This is a genomic window from Luteimonas sp. KH_071, from assembly GCF_057838005.1.
Genome location: NZ_CM174458.1, coordinates 2,017,450 through 2,035,759 on the forward strand (window position 1 = coordinate 2,017,450; position 18,310 = coordinate 2,035,759).

Consider the following 18,310-nt stretch of genomic DNA (forward strand, 5'->3'; position numbering starts at 1 on the left):
CTTCCCGGCCCCGTCCCCAGCACGTAACCTGCAGCGCATGCCCGACATCGCCAGCCAGCAGGAGCCGACCGGCGACGATGCCCTGATGCAGGCATGGGTCGCAGGGGATGTGGCGGCATTCGAGACGCTCTACCGCCGGCATCGCGAGAAGCTCTACCGGTTTCTCGTACGCCAGCTGCGCAACGGGGCGCTGGCCGACGAGATCTTCCAGGACATCTGGCAACGCGTGATCGCCGCGCGCGCCGACTGGCGACCCGATGCGATGTTCACGACGTGGCTGTATCGCATCGCCCACAATCGGCTCGCCGATCACTGGCGTGCGGCGCAGCATCGACCGCCGCCGCCCGAGGATGCGGACCTGCGCACCGCGCGGATCGTCGATCCCGATTCGCCCGAGCGGCAGTTGTCCGCCTTCGAACAGCGGCGCCGCTTGCAGCTCGCGCTGGCATCGTTGCCGGAGGAGCAACGTGAGGTCGTGCTGCTGCGGCTGGAACAGGAACTGACGCTGGAGGAGATCGGCACGATCACCGGCGTCGGCCGCGAAACCGTGAAGTCGCGCCTGCGCTACGCGATGGACAAACTGCGAGCACAGCTCCTAAGAGATTGATATGAATAATTTTTCTTATGAGGTGTGTGCCAGAATTTTGTATGTGTGCCATCGCCAGCGGAAACATCGTTATCCGATGGACAAACTGCGCACGCTGCTGAGCCCATGAACCGACCCGACCGCGAACCGCTGACACCCGAAGAACGCCTGCTGGCCGATCGCCTGTTACGCGACGGCAGTGCCGTGTCGCCGTCGGCCGCGCTGGACGCGGCGATCCTGGGTGCTGCGCGAAACGCCTCGGGCGCAGCGCCTGCGCAGACACGCGCCGCCATCGCGCACAGGACTGTGTCCCCGCGCCGCCGTCGTTGGCCGTTCGCGGCCGGCATCGCCGCATCGCTGGCATTGGCGGTCGGCATCGCATGGCAATTGCGCCCGGTGCCCGACAGCGAAATGCGAGCGGCGTCCGAGATACCTGCAGCTGCAGTTGCACCTGCTGCAGCCACCGCGCCAGCCCCGGAAGTGTTGCGGTCCCGCGAGGTCGCGCCACCGCCGCTCGCCGACTCCGCGCCGCTGCCCGCGCAAGCCACGACCGACGTTCCGGCGCCTGCAGCGCCCGCGGCCGACGAAACGCCCCCTGCCGCGTCGATACGCAACGAGACGGTGGCCACCGAGTCCGCGGACATCGCGTCTTCCGCTGCGGCTGCGAACGTGCCGGCACCGGTCGAGCGATCGACCGCGTTCGGCGCGGAGATGCATCCGGCCGTCTCGCCGCCACCACCGCCACCACCGCCGGCGATCCCTGCGTCCGCGCCCTCCGTGCCAGCACCGCCGCCGGCCCCACCCTCGCCGCCCTCTCCCGTGCAGGCGCCTGCCGAATCAGCGGCGCGTCGCGCGGCGCCGACTGCGCCGGCGCCGGCGGCTGCGCGACAGACGCGGGCGGACTCGCAGGCCTTGATGCTCGAATCGATCGACGACGGTCCCGACGACGGCGATCCGCCCGCGTCGGCCGATGCACCCGAAGTCCGCGCCGCATGGCTGGCCCGCGTGCGGGAGCTGCTCGATGCCGGCCGAATCACCGAGGCCAAGGCGAGCCTGGCCGAGTTCCACCGCCGGCACCCCCAGTCCGAACTGCCGCCGGACCTGCGCGCGTTGCTGGACTGATGCCGCTCGACACCCTGGCCGGGCCGGTCGACCACACGCTCGAGGTCAAACACAGTCGCTTCATCGCGCACGCGGCGCCGGTCGATGATGCCGACGGCGCCGCCGCGTTCATGCAGCAGGTGCATGTGGCCGATGCCACCCACAACTGCTGGGCCTGGCGCACCGGCGATCAATACCGCTCCAGCGACGATGGCGAGCCGGCCGGCACGGCCGGTCGCCCGATCCTTGCCGCGATCGATGGCCAGGGTTTCGACCGCGTCGCGGTCGTGGTCGTGCGCTGGTACGGCGGCATCAAGCTCGGCGCTGGCGGGCTTGTCCGTGCCTACGGCGGCTGCGCAGCCGAATGCCTGCGTACTGCGCCCCGCGTCGCGCTGGTCGAGATGGCGACGCTGCGCCTGCATGCGCCGTTCGACGCGATCGGCAGCGTGCACGCCGCGCTGCCGGGCGCCTTCGCGGTCAAACGCGAAGAAACCTTCGACGCTCACGGCGTGGCATTGGTGCTGGAGCTGCCGGCCGATCGCGTCGACGACTTGAAAACCCGCCTGCGCGATGCCACCCGTGACCGGGTCCGCATCGACGACAATGGCTGATGGCATTCCAATCCCCCCGCTCAACGCCTGACGCCGGCGAACCGAAGGCGCGCATCGGCGCGCTCAAGACCCTGTGGCCGTTCGTGATGCGCCAGCGCGGCCTGTTCGCCGCCTGGATGGTCGCGCTCGCGCTGTCGTCGGCCGCGACGCTGAGCCTGCCGATGGCGGTCAAGCAGATGATCGACCACGGTTTCACCGGCGGCGACCAGATCGACCAGGCGTTCGCGCTGCTGCTGCTCGTCGCGATCGCGCTGGCGGTGTTCACCGCGGCGCGGTTCTTCTTCGTCTCGCTGCTCGGCGAGCGTGTCGTCGCTGACCTGCGCAACCGGCTCTACGGTCATCTGCTCGATCTCGACCAGACTTTCTTCGAGCAGACCCGCAGCGGTGATCTGGTTTCAAGGCTGAGCGCGGACACCGAACTGTTGCGCGCGGTCGTGGGTTCGACGATGTCGGTCGCGCTGCGCAGCACGGTGATGGTGATCGGCAGCGTCGCGATGCTGGTGGTCACCAGTCCGCGGCTCGCGGCATTCACCCTGATCGGCATTCCGCTGTTCGTGCTGCCGCTGGTGCTGGGCGGGCGCAAGCTGGCGAAGATCTCGCGCCAGAGTCAGGACCGCGTGGCCGATGCCAATGCGCTGGCCAACGAGACGCTGACCGCCATCCGCACCGTGCAGGCGCATGCGCGCGAACCTTGGGAGCGCGGACGCTTCGGCGATGCGGTCGCGCAGTCGGTCGCCACCGCGCGTCGGCGGATCGGCCTGCAGTCGATCATCACCGCGATCGCGATCACGCTCATCTTCGGCGCGGTGACGGTGGTGCTGTGGTCGGGCGCCCACGACGTCATCGAAGGCCGCATGACCGCCGGCACGCTGGGCCAGTTCGTGCTCTACGCGCTGTTCGGCGCAGGATCGGTCGGCGCACTTGCGGAAGTGTGGAACGAGCTGCAACGCGCCGCCGGCGGCATGGGCCGGATCGGCGAGCTGCTGGTCGAGCACCCCGGCATCCGCGCGCCGGACGCGCCGGCCACGCTGCAGGAACCCGTGCGCGGCGAACTGCGCTTCGAAGACGTGCGGTTCCACTATCCCTCGCGCCCGGATGCGCCTGCGCTGGAGCATTTCAACCTACATGTCGCACCCGGCGAGACCGTCGCCCTGGTCGGCCCGTCCGGCGCCGGCAAAAGTACGGTGCTGTCGCTGCTGCTGCGTTTCCATGACCCTGCCGAAGGCACGGTGTCGATCGACGGTGTCGACATCCGCGGGCTCGATCCCGCCGCGCTGCGCGACCATCTCGCGCTGGTGCCGCAGTCGCCGACCATCTTCGCCACGACTGCGCGCGAGAACATCCGTTATGGCCGCCTTGATGCCAGCAATGCCGACATCGAAGCGGCAGCGAGCGCCGCGGAAGCCGATGCCTTCATCCGGGAACTGCCCGAGGGCTACGACGCCCAGCTCGGCGAGCGCGGCGCGCGGCTGTCTGGCGGCCAGCAGCAGCGCATCGCGATCGCCCGCGCGCTGCTGCGCGACGCGCCGGTGCTGCTGCTCGACGAAGCGACCTCCGCGCTCGATGCGCAAAGCGAGTTCGCGGTGCAGGAAGCGCTGGCGCGGCTGATGGAAGGCCGCACGACGCTGGTCATCGCGCATCGGCTCGCGACGATCCTCAAGGCCGATCGCATCGTGGTCATGGATCGCGGCCGCATCGTCGCCCAGGGCACGCATGCGGATCTGCTGGCGCAGGGTGGGCTTTACGCCGAGCTGGCGCGGTTGCAGTTCATCGATTGAGGTGTAGGAGCGCGCTTGCGCGCGATGGGCGTTCTGGGCAAGACCTCTTCGCGCGCAAGCGCGCTCCTACACGTGGCTTTGGCTTTGGGTTTGGCTTTGGCCTTTGCTTCTCGCGTTGGCTTTTGATTTGAATCGAGCCGTAAAGCGAGCCGAGCATCGCAGGGCGGCGGGGTCGAAGAGCAGCCCATGTCTGAGCGCAGCGAGTTTGGGCTGCGTGCCCCGTCGTCCGAGAAGCGCAGGGGACCGCCGCGGCTGTATCGCGGCGGATCGCGTCCGGCGAAGACGGTTTGACTCGCGCCTTTGGCGCTCGCCCTTCGGGCCGGCTTTGCCGTTCGCCAGTGCATTCGCACTGTCGTGCTTACTTTTGCCAAGACAAAAGTAAGCCGCGCGACAGCGCGGAAGCCCTGTACTTGATCTTCGCTCTGCGAGCGATTCGTCTGGCGAATATGGATATCTAACGCCAAGGCTGAAGCAGAGTGCAGGGCTTTCGCCTGCTGCGCGTGCGAGTCCCTTTTGGATGGACCCAAAAGGAACCAAAAGGTCCCTTCGCCGGACGCGAGCCGACGCGATGAAGCCGCGTCGGTGCCCTCCGCTCCTCGCCTGACGCGGCACGCAGCCCAAACTCGCTGCGCTCAGACATGGGCTGCTCTTCGGCCACGCCAGGCTCCGGTGCTCGGCTCGCTCTACGGCTCGATTCAAATCAAACGCTGAAAACCAAAACTAAAGCCAAAGCAGAAGCAGAAGCCCAAAGCCCAAAGCCCAAAGCCCAAAGCGTGCGCAACAACGAAAGCCAGGAAGAGGCGCAACTACTTCGTAGAAACCCCGGACACCCGAAACGCTCCCAACGCATCCACAAACGCCGGCTCCAGCGCCATCGACCCGAACACCCCCTGCTGCGTGCCACTGAGCACCCGCAGCATGTGCCCGCGCCCGCCCGGCAGATTCCCCATCGGCCGGAACGCCACATCGCGCGCCTTCGCGATCACGTCGCGCTCGGACTGGAACACCGGCGTCAGCCAGCGGCTCCAGAACTGGTAGATCGCCACGTGCCGGCGACGCACGCGGGCATACGTGCTCAACGCATCCGCAAGTGCTTCCGCGCGCAAGGCATCACGCAAGGCTTCGGCATCGAGCAGGGCCATGTTGACGCCCTGCCCCAGTTGCGGACTCATCGCATGCGCGGCGTCGCCGAGCAGCACCCAGCGGCCGCGATGCCACTGCGTCAGCGTGACATCGCGATAGGTCGCGCGCGCCAGTTGCGCATGCGTGGTGGTGGCGCTGAGCAAGCGCGACGCCTCGGGCCAGATCGATGTCACCGTGTCGCGCCAGTGGTCGAGCGCCGTGGACTGCCAGCCGTCGAAGGCCGCGACCGGCAGACTCCAGAAGAAGCTGAGCCGTGGAGTCGCATCGCCCGGGCGGGTGCCGACCGGCAGCAGGCCGATCATCCGGCGCGCGGCGACATAGCGTTGCCGGAGTTCATTCAAGTGTGGCCAGCCGTCGGCGTCGAGCAGGCACCACAGCGCACCCCAGGGATACACCACGTCGCGACGCACGCCACCGAGTCGGCAGCGCAGACGCGAGGCAGCGCCGTCGGCCGCGAGCACCAGATCGAACGGACCGTGCCGGCCGCCATCGGCGTCGCACAGCCAGCGGTCGTCGGTGTCGTCCGGACCTTCGATCGTGACGCCGGCATGCAGCCGCACATCGTCGCTGCGCGCCTGGTCGAGGATCGCGAACAGTGCACCGCGCTGCAGTCCGATGCCGCACAGGCGCGGGTCGAGACCCGCATATCGCATGTCCATGACCGAGCGGCCGCAGGGTGTTTCGCCATACAGGCGCTCGACGCGCGCGCCATGCGCCAGCAACGCATCGAGCAGTCCCATGCGCCACAGCACCTGCAGCCCGGTGGGCTGCAGCAGGAAACCGGCACCGACCGGTCCCGGCTCGGGCGCACGTTCGAAGACCTCGATGCGATGGCCGTCGCGTGCCAGTAAGACCGCCGCGGCCTGTCCTGCTGTGCCGTAACCGACGATGGCGATACGCAGTGGCGTCATGGGGGCTCCGTTGCGGGTCGTCAGCATACCGGGGCGTCCACAGATCCGGCAGCGACCGAAGCGCGCGCCACACATGCAAAGGGCCGCCCTGTTGCCGGGGCGGCCCTTGCAGATCGAACGGGGACGCGGTCAGTGCGCCGGTCGTTCGTCGCCATCCTTTTCCAGACGGTGATCGCGCTCACGGGCATCCGCGAGACGCGGATCCGGCTCGTCGAGTTTGTCGCCCAGAACGCGCCGGACGATGATGAAGAACACCGGGATCAGCAGCAGGCCGAGGAACGTGGCGAACAGCATGCCGCCGATGACGCCGGTGGCCAGTGCATGACGTGCGCTTGAACCCGCGCCGCTCGACAGCGCCATCGGCGTGACGCCCATGATGAAGGCGAACGAGGTCATCAGGATCGGGCGGAAACGCAGGTTCGCCGCATCCACCGTCGCATCGCGCAACGTCTTGCCTTCCTTGTACTGCTGCACCGCGAATTCCACGATCAGGATCGCGTTCTTCGCCGCCAGACCGATCACGGTCACCATGCCGATCTTGAAGAAGATGTCGTTCGACAGACCCGGACGCAGCATCGTGAAGACCACCGCGCCGAGGATGCCCAGCGGCACCACCAGCAAGACCGCGACCGGAATCGACCAGCTCTCGTACAGCGCGGCCAGACACAGGAACACCACGACCACCGACAGCAGCAGCAGCAGCGTCGCCGTGTTGCCCGCGATGATCTCCTGGTAGGACATGCCCGCCCAGTCGTAGCCGAAACCTTCCGGCAGTTCGTTCTCGACGATCTCTTCCATCGCCGCCATCGCTTCGCCGGTACTGCGGCCGGGCGCCTGCGAACCGACGATGTTGATCGCCGAATAGCCGTTGTAGCGCGTCAGCGACGGCGTGCTGGCGCCCCACTCCGGATTCACCACCGTGCTCAGCGGAATCATCGTCGGCGTGCCGTCGGCATTGGTCGACATCGCACTCGGCGTGTAGAAGCGGCCGATCGAGCCCGGATCGGTGCGGTACTGCGCGTCGGCCTGCATGTTGACGCGCTTGATGCGCCCGTCGGACACGTAGTCGTTGACGTATACCGGCGCCAGCATCAGCTGGATCGCACTGTAGATGTCGGTGACCGACAGCCCCATCGACTGTGCCTGCACGCGATCGACATGCAGCTGCAGCTGCGGCGCATCTTCCAGCGTGTTCGGGCGCACGCCCTGCAGGACGTCGGTCTTCTGCGCTGCCGCGCCCAGCAGCTGGTTGCGTGCCTGCTGCAGCGCTGCGTTGCCGGCACCGGTGCGGTCCTGCAGATACATGTCGAAGCCGCCGAACTGGCCCAAGCCCTGCACCGTCGGCAGGTTCACGACGAAGATCGTCGCATCCTGCACGCCCTGCAGCGCGCCGTTGGCTTCACCGAGGAACTGGTTGATGTCGGCGTCGCGGTCGGCCCAGTCCTTGAGCTTGATGAAGCCCATGCCGACGTTCTCGCCCTGGCCGACGAAGCTGAAGCCCGCGACCTGCAGCATCGCTTCGTACGACGGGTTCTGCTCCAGGCGCGCGCGCACATCCTCGAACACCGCGTTGGTGCGCTGCAGGGTCGAGCCCGGCGGCAGCTGCACGATCGCCAGCGCATAGCCCTGATCTTCCTCGGGCACGAAGCTCGACGGCAGACGGATGTAGAGGAACGCACAGACCACGCACAGCACCGCGAACACCGCCATCCAGCGCGGCGCGTGCCGCACGGCGCTGCCGATGTGGCCGACGTAGGTCCGGTTGACCTTGTCGTAGTACTTGTTGAACGTGCGCACGACGATGTTGCTCTTGCGCTCGCCCGGCGGCGCATGCTGCTTGAGGAACGTCGCGCACAACGCCGGCGTGAAGCCGAGGGCGAGGAACGCCGAGAAACCCATCGAAATCGCGATCGTGATCGCGAACTGCTTGTAGATTTCGCCCGACGCGCCGCCCTGCAGGGCGCTCGGAATGAAAACGGCGGCCAGCACCACGGTGATCGCGACCACCGCCCCGGTGATCTGGTCCATCGCCTTCATCGTCGCTTCGCGTGGCGGCAGATGCTCCTCCGCCATGATGCGTTCGACATTCTCGATGACCACGATCGCGTCATCGACCACGATGCCGATCGCCAGCACCATCGCGAACAGGGTCAGCTGGTTGATCGTGTAGCCCAGCATGCTCAGGCCGAGGAACGTGCCGAGCAGCGCGATCGGGATCACCAGCGTCGGAATGATGGTCGCGCGCAGGTTCTGCAGGAACAGCAGCATCACTAGGAACACGAGCACCACTGCCTCGATCAGGGTCACGATGACTTCCTTGATCGACAGCGTGACGAACGTGGTGGTGTCGTAGGGCTTGAACCACTCGATGCCCTGCGGGAACGAGGGCTGCAGTTCGTCCATGCGCGCTTCCACGGCCCCGGCCACGGTCAGCGCATTGGCGCCGGGCAGCAGCTGGATCGCGAATGCGCCGGTGGCCTGGCCGTTGTACTTGGTGTCGAAACCGTAGCCGGACGCGCCGATCTCCACCCGCGCGACATCCTTCAGGCGCACGGTCGCGCCTTCACTGTCAGCGCGCAGGATGATGTTCTCGAACTGCTCGGGCGTGCTGAAACGGCCTTCGGCCGAGACGGTTGCGGTGAACCCCTGGCCTGCCGGCGCCGGATCGGAACCGACCGAGCCGGCAGCGAACTGCACGTTCTGCCCGCGCACCGCGGCCATGACCTGGGTGGCCGACATGCCGTAGCCCTGCAGCTGGTCCGGGTTGAGCCAGATGTTCATGGCGTACTCGGAACCGAACTGCTGGGTGCTGCCGACGCCGGGCACGCGCGCGATCTGCTCGAGCACGCGCGAGCCGATCAGGTCGTTGAGCTGGTTGCGGCTGACCGACGGATCGTCCGATCGCAGACCCACCACCATCAGGAAGCCGGCGTTGGCCTTGGCCACGACGACGCCCTGCTGCACCACCTCACTGGGCAGACGCGGCGTCGCCAACGACACCTTATTTTGCACCTGCACCTGCGCGATGTCCGCGTCGGTACCGGTCTCGAACGTCAGGGTGACGCTGGCGCGGCCCGAGGAACTCGACGTCGAGCTGAAGTACAGCAGGTTGTCGATGCCGGTGAGCTGCTGCTCGATGACCTGGGTCACCGCGCGCTCTGTGGTGTCGGCGCTGGCGCCGGGATAGGTCGCCGAGACGGTGACCTGCGGCGGTGCGACGCTCGGATACGACTCCACGCCCATGTTCAGCAGCGAGATCACGCCCGCGAGCGAAATCAGGATGGAGACGACCCAGGCGAAGACCGGATGGTTGATGAAGAACTTGGGCATGGCGGATCAGTCCTGCGTGTCGTTCGCAGCGGGTGCCTGACCGGCGCCTTCCTGGGCCGGAGCCGCCGTGGCGGCTTCGCTCGCTGCGGGCGCGGCGGCCTCGCCTGCGGGCTGGGCCGCGGGCGCTGCCCCTGTCTCACCGCCGGGAACCGCGGGAGCCTGGGCCTGCTCGGGCGTCCACGGCTTCGGCACGACCACCGCATCGGGACGCGCCTTCGGCACGCCGCTGACGATCACGCGATCCCCGGCCGCCAGACCTTCGGTGATGACCCACTGGCCATCCTGCGCACGGTCGGTACGGACCGGCTTGCGGACCACTTTGTCGCCTTCGCCCGCCACCAGCACGTAGGCCGTGTTGGCATCACGCAGCACCGCAGCCTGCGGCACCAGATACACACCGCTCTGCTGGCCCATGTTCGCGCGCAGCGTCACATAGACGCCGGGCAGCAGGCGCCGGTCCGGATTGGGGACCGTCGCGCGCAGCTGGATCGCGCCCGATGCCGGGTCGACCACATCACCGGAGAAGTCCAGCGTCGCCAGCTGGTCGTGCACCGAGCCGTCGGCGAGGACGATCTCGACCTGGCCGCCACCGGCGCCCTGGTCGAGCGACATCGCGCGGATGCGATTGAACTCGGCGGCGCTGATCGAGAAATTGATGTACAGCGGATCGATCTGGTCGACGGTGGTGAGCAACGTCGAATCGCCCTGCCCGACCAGAGCGCCTTCGGTCAGCTGCTGTTTGCCGGCGCGGCCGGAGATCGGCGCACGCACGGTCGCGTAGCCGAGATTGATCTGCGCGGTCTGGGTGGACGCGCGGGCCGCCTGCAGGGCGGCTTCCGCGCTGCGCTCGGCGGCCAGCGCATTGTCGAGATCGGCCTTGGAGATGAAGTTCGTCGGCGCGAGCTGGCGGGCGCGGTCGGCGGCACTCTTGGCGTTGATCGCGTTGGCCTGAGCCTGCGCCTGCGCACCCTGTGCGGTTCCGAGCGCAGCCTGCAGCTGGGCAGGATCGATCCGGAACAACACGTCGCCTTCCTGCACGTCGCTGCCTTCCTGGTAGACGCGACGTTCGAGCACGCCCGGCACGCGGGCGCGCACGTCGGCACTGCGGAACGGCGCCAGTCGCCCGACCAGCTCCTGTTCCAGCGCAATGCTCGTCGGCTGCACGGTCAGCACGCCTACTTCCGGCGGAGGCGGCGCGGCCTGCTCCTCTTGTTGACCGCAGGCGGAAAGTGCCGCGGCGAGCACGGCAATGGAGAGAAGTCGGCGCATGGGGGATGACCTGGGAGAGGTGGGACGGGATTTACTATACCGGTCAGTATAGCTAATTCAGATTGCGCTTCGCACCGTGACGGAAGTCATTGGCGCCGTCGTCAGGCGCGATGCTCTGTTGCATGCGATGCGGGCCCGGTGAAATCGAACCTTGCTCACGGAATGAACCGGGTTCATAATCCGCGCCGCTCCCGTTCCATTCAGGTTCCAGATGACGCTCCTGTCCCCCGCCGTGGCACGTCGCCAGCGCGAGATTCTCGCGCGGGAACGCACCCTGCTCGACACCGCCCAGGCGCAGATCCAGCGCGACGGACTGCTGTCGCTGCAGATGGCACGCGTGGCGGAGGAATGCGGCTATGCGATCGGCACGCTCTACAAGCATTTCGCCAGCAAGGAAGACCTGCTGGTCGCACTCGCCACGCGCAACAGCTTCGACCGCGTCGAACTGTTCGAGCGCGCAGCGAAGTGGAACGGCCCGACGCGCGAACGCATGCTTGCAGTCGTGCTCGCCGACATGCTGATCATCCGCGAGCAACCCGAGCACTTCCGCCTTGCCCAGTTCGTCTGGACCGACGTGGTCTGGGGCGCGGCCTCGGTCGAAAGCCGGCGGCGTGCGCTGGCCGCTTGCGAGCCACTGGCCACGCTGATCGACGGCATCGTCGCCGAGGGACGTGCACGCGGTGAACTGCCTGCGTCGGCGCTGCCCGATGGCGCGCTGACGATGGGGCCCTGGATGATGACCGTCGGCATGCACGCGCTCGTGCAGCAGCAGGGCCTGGTGGACACCGCCGTGACCGGCGATCCCTACCGCCTGCTGATCCGCCAGCTGCAGTACCTGTTCAACGGCTACGGCTGGCAACCGCTCATCGACGCCGAGGACGATGCCGCGCTCGACGCGCTGATCGCTCGCGTCAGCCGCGCCGTCTTCGATACCGACTGGTCGAGCATCACGCCCGACCTGCCCCCTACCCTTCCTCTTTCCTGACGGAAACCGCCCATGTCCAGGACCGAAACCCAGCCCGCAGCGCGCAAACCGCGTCCCCGCTTGCGGATGATCGTGATGCTGATCCTCGTCGCCGTGATTTTCGGCGGGGTCTTTCTTGCCAAGGCCCTGATGGGCAAGGGCATGAACGACTTCTTCGACAACATGCCGCAGCCGCCGGTCGCGATCACGACCTTCGAGGCCGCGCAGCAGTCGTGGTCGACACCGCTGGAAGCGGTCGGCACGCTGGTCGCGGTCAACGGCACCGATGTCACGACCGAGGCCGGCGGCGTGGTCCGCAAGCTGTCGTTCGAGCCCGGCCAGCCGGTCAAGGCCGGCACCGTGCTGGTGGAACTCAACACCGACAACGAACTCGCGGTGCTGCGCTCGAGCGAAGCCGCCGCCAAGCTCGCCGTCGTGCAGCGCGATCGCTGGCGCGAGCTCGGCGAGACGCAGCTGGTGTCGAAGGCCGAGGTCGAGGAACGCGCGACGCAGGCGGCGACGTCGCTTGCCCAGGTCGAGGCGCAGCGCGCCCTGATCGCGCAGAAGACCATTCGTGCACCGTTCGACGGCGTGCTGGGCATCCGCAAGGTCAACCTCGGCCAGTTCGTCTCGCCGGGCACGCCGATCGTCAGCCTGCAGCAGCTCGATCCGATCTTCCTCGACTTCACCCTGCCCGAGCAGCAGTTGCCGTTGATCAACACCGGCGCTACGCTGCAGGCGGTCGTCGATTCGCTGCCCGGCGAACAGTTCGAAGGCACGATCACCGCGATCGAGCCTTCCGTCGACGCCGGTACGCGCAACTTCATGGTGCAGGCGACGTTGTCGAACGCCGATGGCAAGCTGCGCCCGGGTGCGTTCGCACGCGTCGGCCTCGCGGTCGGTGGCGAACAGGATGTCGTGGTGATTCCGCAGACCGCGGTGACCTTCAATCCCTACGGGAACGCGGTGTACGTGGTGTCCGAGCAGCCGGTCGATCCGGAAGCGCCCAGGGCCGAAGGCGAGGACGCGCAGCAGGGCCCGACCCTGATCGTGCGCCAGCGCTTCATCAAGACCGGCGCGACCCGCGGCGACCTGATCGCCGTGACCGAAGGCCTCAAGCCAGGCGAACGCGTCGCGACCAGCGGCCTGCTGAAGCTGCGCAACGATGCTGTCGTGACGATCAACAACAAGGTGCAGCCGAGCGCCGACGCCGCGCCGACGCCTGAGAACCGCTGATCGCGATCGCCGCTTCCTGATCGATGTGTCCGGGCGCCCTGCGTCCGCCCCGCTCCCTGACCCGCGCGACACCGCGCGGGGGAGACCGAGATGAAATTCACCGACATCTTCATCCGTAAACCCGTGCTGGCGATGGTCGTCAGCCTCTTCATCCTGCTGTTCGGCCTGCGCGCGTTCTCCGAACTCAACGTGCGCCAGTACCCCGAGCTGCAGAATGCGGTCGTCAACATCAGCACCACGTACTTCGGCGCCGACGCCGACCTGATCCAGGGCTTCATCACGACGCCGCTGGAACGCGAGGTCGCGAGCGCCGAGGGCATCGACTACCTCACCTCGACCAGCTCGGCCGGCGTCAGCGTCATCCAGGCCTACATCCGTCTGGACTACGACCCGAACGAAGCGCTTACGCAGATCGCGGCCAAGGTCAACAAGCTGCGCAGCGAACTGCCGGCCGAATCGGAAGACCCGGTCATCGACCTGCAGCAGGGGCAGCAGGTCGCGGCGATGTACGTCTCGTTCGCCAGCGACGCGCTCAACGACAACCAGATCACCGACTACCTCACCCGCGCCGTCGAACCGACGATCGCGACGATCCCCGGCGTGCAGCGCGCCGAGATCATGGGACCTGGCTCGTTCGCGATGCGCGTGTGGCTCAAGCCCGATCGCATGACCGCGCTCGGCGTCACCGCGAGCGACGTATCGACCGCGCTGCAGTCCAACAACGTGCTGTCCGCGCTCGGCTCCACCAAGGGCCAGATGGTCTCGGTCGACCTGACCGCGCGCACCGACCTGCGCACGCCCGAGGAGTTCCGTGCGCTCGTCGTGCGCGAAGCCGATGGCGCGATCGTGCGGCTCGGCGACATCGCCGATGTCGTGCTGGGTTCGGAGAACTACGGCTCGTCGGTCCGCATCAACGGCGCCGCGGCGACGTTCATGGGCATCTATGTCTCGCCGGATGCGAACGCGCTGGACGTGATCGCCGAGGTGCGCAAGGCCTGGGACAACGAGATCGTCCCGCAGCTGCCCGAAGGCATCGAAGCGACGATTCCCTACGACAGCACCGAATCGATCCAGGACGGCATCAACGAGGTCATCCGCACGATCATCGAGGCGGTGATCATCGTCATCGTGGTGATCTACCTGTTCCTCGGCTCGTTGCGCAGCGTGCTGATTCCGGCGGTCACCGTGCCGCTGTCGCTGGTCGGCGCGCTGTTCCTGATGCTGCTGATGGGGTTCACGATCAACCTGCTGACCCTGCTCGCCATGGTGCTGGCGATCGGGATCGTGGTCGACGACGCGATCATCGTGCTGGAGAACATCCACCGCCACATCGAGGAAGGCATGACACCGCACGACGCCGCGATCCGCGGCGCACGCGAGCTGGCGTGGCCGGTGGTCGCGATGACCACGACGCTGATCGCGGTGTACCTGCCGATCGGGTTCCAGGGCGGCCTGACCGGCGTGCTGTTCACCGAGTTCGCGTTCACGCTGGCGGGCGCGGTGTTCCTGTCGGGCATCATCGCGCTGACGCTCACGCCGATGATGTGCGCCAAGATCCTCAAGCCGCATGGCGAGCAGAGCAAGAGCCGGCTCGAGAAATGGCTAGACCGTCGCTTCGACTGGCTGCAGCAGGGCTACCAGCGCAGGCTGCACGGCGCGCTGCAGACGCGCGCCGTGATCCTGACCTTCGGCGGCATCGTGCTGGTCTCGTGCGTGTTCCTCTACATCGGCGCGCCCAAGGAACCGGCGCCGCCGGAAGACGAGGGCTTCGTGTTCGCGATCGGCAGCGCCGATGCGGCGAGCACGCTCGATTACGTGGAGAGCTACACCGAAGAGATGACCGCGGTCGTCGAGCAGATTCCGGAGATCAACGACTTCTTCCTGTTCAACGGCGGCATGGGCGGCATGGGTGGCAGCAACAGCGCGATGGGTGGCTTCGTCATGAAGCCCTGGAGCCAGCGCGACCGCTCGACCAACCAGATCCTGCAGCAGGACCTGCAGCCCAAGCTCGCCGAGATCACCGGTCTGAACATCTTCGCGCTGGTGCCGCCGTCGCTGCCGTCGGCCGGTGGTGACGGTGGTGGCGAGTTCCTGATCGGCGGTATCGGCTCGCTGGAGCAGTTGTCGGAAATCGCCGACGAAGTCGTCGCGCGGGCGCAGGCCAGCAGTCGCTTCATCTTCCTCGACAAGGATCTGAAGATCGACAAGCCGCGCGTGGAGGTACAGATCGACCGCGACAAGGCGGCGCTCCTCGGCATCGACATGCGCACGCTGGCCGCCGACATGAGCGCGCTGCTGGCCGGCGGTTACGTCAACCGCTTCGCGATGCAGAACCGCTCCTACCGCGTGATCCCGCAGGTGCAGCGCAGCGACCGGCTCAACGCCGAGCAGCTGGGCAACTACTACACCCGCACCCGCGACGGCGACCTGATTCCGCTGTCGACGGTGATCTCGTTCAAGGAGAGCGCGCAGCCACAATCGCTCAAGCGCTTCCAGCAGCTCAACGCGGTGGGCATCACCTTCGCGCCGCGTCCCGGCGTGACCAAGGGCGAGGCGCTGCGCGTGCTCGACGAGATCGCCGCCGAGGTGCTGCCGCAGGGCTACAGCGTGGACTACGCCGGCGAGTCGCGGCAGTTCAAGCAGGAAGGTACGACGATGCTGATCACCCTCGCCTTCGCGCTGGTGATCATCTTCCTGGTACTGGCCGCGCAGTTCGAGAGCTTCCGTGACGCGTTGATCATGCTGGCCACCGTGCCCATGGCGATCAGTGGCGCGCTGCTGGTACTCAATGCGCTGGCATTGCTGTCGGGCGTGCTGCAGTTCGCCGGCATCGAGGCATTCCCCGGCATGTCGATCAACATCTACACGCAGGTGGGCCTGGTGACGCTGGTCGGCGTGATCTCCAAGCACGGCATCCTGATCGTGGAATTCGCGAACAAGCTGCAGGTCAACGAAGGCGTGCCGAAGGCCGAGGCCATCGAACGCGCCGCGGCGATCCGTCTGCGCCCGGTGCTGATGACGACGGCCGCGCTGGTGTTCGCGATGGTGCCGCTGCTGATCGCCAGCGGTCCCGGCGCCGCAGCGCGTTTCTCGATGGGTCTGGTGATCGCCGCCGGCATGTCGATCGGCACCGCGTTCACCCTGTTCGTGCTGCCGGCGTTCTATCTGCTGCTGGCCCGCGACCACAGCCATGACCGCGATGCGACCGAGGTACAGCAGGCGGACCGTCGGGACGGTGACGATCTGGAACCGGCACCGCAGGGGCACTGAGTTCCGGCGACAGGTGACACGGACAAGGCGCGACTTCGGTCGCGCCTTTTTCTTCGGGTGAGTCGAGTTGGATCAGATGGCTTGATGGATCCGCTGCGCTTCGTGCAACTCGCTAGAGGGTCGCGACCCACGCCGCATCGAGCGACAACGTCGCAGGCGGATCGCGCCCGTCCGCGACGAACGGCAACACCCCCAGACACGGTGCCGGCAAGGCGTCCGTCAGCAGGCCGACGTAATCGTCCGCCCGCGCGAAGTCCGGATCGATGCGGTTGCCGATCCACCCGACCAGCCGGCAGCCGTCCGCCTTGATCGCGCGCGCGGTTAGTCGCGCATGACTCAGGCAGCCGAGCTTCAAGCCGACGACCAGCACCACGGCGCCGCCGAGCTGCCGCGCGAGATCCTGGTGTTCGAGTCCCTCGGCGAGCGGCGCATCCCAACCGCCGGCGCCTTCGACCAGTACCACGTCCGCATTCGATGCGAGCCGCGCATGCGCGGCATACAGCTCCGCGACGTCGACCGTCACACCGGCCGCGATCGCAGCCAACGTCGGCGCCGTGGGTTCGGGCAGTGCGACCGGATTGATGTCGCCGTAGTCGGGCCGCGGATGACTGGCCGCCTGCAGGGCGAGAGCGTCTTCGTTGCGCCAGCGCCCGTCGATCCAGTCGCATCCACTGGCGACCGGTTTCATGCCGACCGCGCGGAGACCGTTGGCGCGCAGTGCATGCAGCAAGGCCACGCTCGAATGGGTCTTGCCGATGCCGGTGTCCGTACCGGTGACCAGGACACTGCGCGCGCTCATGCGAATTCCGGCGCCATGCGCTGCATTCCGGGATGTGTGGCCTGCACGCCGCGCAGGCGGAGCCCGTCCGCATCGCGCGGCAGCGCTTCGAGTCCGCCAGGCCCCTGCGGGGCCGCTGCTACACTTCGCGGCATGTTCACTTCATCTCCCCTGACCGGCTCCAAGGCCGAACAGTATGCCGCGCTGGCGGCACAGGCACGGGCGCTGCTGCACGGCGAACGCGATGCGATCGCCAATGCGGCGAACCTGTCGGCGCTCGTCTATCACGCGCTGCCCGACCTCAACTGGGTGGGCTTCTACCTGTTCGACGGCACCGAACTCGTGGTCGGCCCGTTCCAGGGTCTGCCGGCCTGCGTGCGCATTCCACTCGACAAGGGCGTCTGCGGCGCCGCGGCGCGTACGCGCGAGACACAGCGCATCGACGATGTGCATGCGTTTCCCGGCCACATCGCCTGCGACAGCGCCTCGCGTTCGGAACTGGTCGTCCCGCTGTATATCGGCGAGCGCCTGATCGGCGTGTTCGACATCGACAGTCCGGTGCCGGCGCGTTTCGACGTTGAAGACCAGACCGGTATCGAGTCCCTCGCTGCCGCCTATCTCGAATCGATGCAATGACCGCACCGACGCCCCTGAAGCTGCGCAACATCGGCCCCAAGTCCGCGGCCTGGCTGCGCCAGGTCGGCCTGCGCACGCGCGAGGATCTGGAAGCGGCCGGCGCGGTGGACGCGTTCGTCAAAGTGCGGCGCGCGGGCTTCAAGCCCAGCCTCAACCTGCTGTATTCGCTGGAAGGCGCCCTGCTCGACTGCCATTGGCAGGACGTGCCCGAAACGCGTCGCGTGCAACTGGTCGAAGCCGCGGAGGCCGCGACCGCCCTGCTCCCCGATCCGCGCGCGCGCCAGGCCGCCGGACCGGTGACGACGACCGTCAGTGAAACGTTCGAGTCCGAGTCTCCGCTGGACAGCCTGTTCGACCGCCGCGACGACTGACCGCACCACCGGCGCGCACCGCCCGCGCCCGCAGCCCCGCGCTCACGTACAATCCGCGCCAGCTTCATGGTGACCCGCCGGCGCTCTGCCGTCCGGGTTGAAACGGGAAGCCGGTGACGCGCGTATGCGCCAGTCCGGCACTGCCCCCGCAACGGTAAGCGTGTTCAAGGCATCGCATCCGCCACTGTGCTTCGGCACGGGAAGGCGCGACGCCCGGGAGAACTCTCCCACGCGCGAGTCCGGAGACCGGCCACGAAGTCTTCCTCGATTGCGATGCGGCGGGCATTGCGGCGGCGTTCCGGACGGCTTGTGCGCGTCCGGCCGGC

At 67.5% G+C, this 18,310-nt stretch carries 13 protein-coding genes and 1 riboswitch; of the genes, 9 read left to right on the forward strand and 4 right to left on the reverse strand.

Going from position 1 to position 18,310, the window contains the following annotated elements:
* The first annotated feature begins 37 nt into the window (after positions 1-37).
* From AC3IRM_RS09455 to AC3IRM_RS09470, 4 genes are all read left to right on the forward strand, one after another.
* On the forward strand, positions 38-607 hold the full coding sequence (locus AC3IRM_RS09455) for an RNA polymerase sigma factor (protein WP_489202926.1): 570 nt from the start codon (positions 38-40) through the stop codon (positions 605-607).
* A gap of 105 nt (positions 608-712) precedes the next feature.
* Positions 713-1,708 (forward strand): hypothetical protein, encoded by a 996-nt coding sequence (locus AC3IRM_RS09460; RefSeq protein ID WP_489202927.1) that lies wholly within the window; start codon positions 713-715, stop codon positions 1,706-1,708.
* On the forward strand, positions 1,708-2,298 hold the full coding sequence (locus AC3IRM_RS09465) for an IMPACT family protein (RefSeq protein ID WP_489202928.1): 591 nt from the start codon (positions 1,708-1,710) through the stop codon (positions 2,296-2,298). The genes AC3IRM_RS09460 and AC3IRM_RS09465 overlap by 1 nt, the downstream gene beginning before the upstream one ends.
* A complete protein-coding gene (locus AC3IRM_RS09470) occupies positions 2,298-4,076 on the forward strand; it encodes an ABC transporter transmembrane domain-containing protein (RefSeq protein ID WP_489202929.1) in 1,779 nt (592 codons plus the stop codon). The genes AC3IRM_RS09465 and AC3IRM_RS09470 overlap by 1 nt, the downstream gene beginning before the upstream one ends.
* Positions 4,077-4,882: 806 nt before the next feature.
* Here the strand turns inward: AC3IRM_RS09470 and AC3IRM_RS09475 are convergent.
* The 3 genes from AC3IRM_RS09475 to AC3IRM_RS09485 form a co-directional block, all read right to left on the reverse strand.
* Positions 4,883-6,130: an FAD-dependent oxidoreductase gene (locus AC3IRM_RS09475; protein ID WP_489202930.1), complete on the reverse strand. Its 1,248-nt coding sequence runs from the start codon at positions 6,128-6,130 to the stop codon at positions 4,883-4,885.
* 129 nt (positions 6,131-6,259) lie between these two features.
* On the reverse strand, positions 6,260-9,460 hold the full coding sequence (locus AC3IRM_RS09480) for a multidrug efflux RND transporter permease subunit (protein WP_489202931.1): 3,201 nt from the start codon (positions 9,458-9,460) through the stop codon (positions 6,260-6,262).
* 6 nt (positions 9,461-9,466) lie between these two features.
* On the reverse strand, positions 9,467-10,729 hold the full coding sequence (locus tag AC3IRM_RS09485) for an efflux RND transporter periplasmic adaptor subunit (protein ID WP_489202932.1): 1,263 nt from the start codon (positions 10,727-10,729) through the stop codon (positions 9,467-9,469).
* Positions 10,730-10,940: 211 nt separating this feature from the next.
* Between AC3IRM_RS09485 and AC3IRM_RS09490 the strand changes: the two genes are divergently transcribed.
* From AC3IRM_RS09490 to AC3IRM_RS09500, 3 genes are all read left to right on the forward strand, one after another.
* Entirely contained in the window at positions 10,941-11,714 is a 774-nt protein-coding gene (locus tag AC3IRM_RS09490) for a TetR/AcrR family transcriptional regulator (protein WP_489202933.1), read from the forward strand.
* Positions 11,715-11,726: 12 nt separating this feature from the next.
* Complete coding sequence (locus AC3IRM_RS09495; protein WP_489202934.1) at positions 11,727-12,929, forward strand: efflux RND transporter periplasmic adaptor subunit; 1,203 nt, start codon at positions 11,727-11,729, stop codon at positions 12,927-12,929.
* Between the two features lie 90 nt (positions 12,930-13,019).
* Positions 13,020-16,199, forward strand: a complete 3,180-nt coding sequence (locus tag AC3IRM_RS09500) for an efflux RND transporter permease subunit (protein WP_489202935.1) — start codon at positions 13,020-13,022, stop codon at positions 16,197-16,199.
* Between the two features lie 112 nt (positions 16,200-16,311).
* Here the strand turns inward: AC3IRM_RS09500 and bioD are convergent, their stop codons facing one another.
* Positions 16,312-16,998, reverse strand: a complete 687-nt coding sequence (gene bioD, locus AC3IRM_RS09505) for a dethiobiotin synthase (RefSeq protein WP_489202936.1) — start codon at positions 16,996-16,998, stop codon at positions 16,312-16,314.
* A gap of 132 nt (positions 16,999-17,130) precedes the next feature.
* On the opposite strand from bioD, the gene AC3IRM_RS09510 reads away from it, so the two are divergent.
* Positions 17,131-17,613 carry a GAF domain-containing protein gene (locus tag AC3IRM_RS09510; protein ID WP_310150004.1) on the forward strand — a complete coding sequence of 161 codons (483 nt, stop codon included), beginning with the start codon at positions 17,131-17,133 and terminating at the stop codon, positions 17,611-17,613.
* Positions 17,610-17,984 carry a TfoX/Sxy family protein gene (locus AC3IRM_RS09515; RefSeq protein ID WP_489202937.1) on the forward strand — a complete coding sequence of 125 codons (375 nt, stop codon included), beginning with the start codon at positions 17,610-17,612 and terminating at the stop codon, positions 17,982-17,984. The genes AC3IRM_RS09510 and AC3IRM_RS09515 overlap by 4 nt, the downstream gene beginning before the upstream one ends.
* A gap of 50 nt (positions 17,985-18,034) precedes the next feature.
* Positions 18,035-18,253: riboswitch (cobalamin riboswitch) on the forward strand.
* The last annotated feature ends 57 nt before the right edge of the window (positions 18,254-18,310 follow it).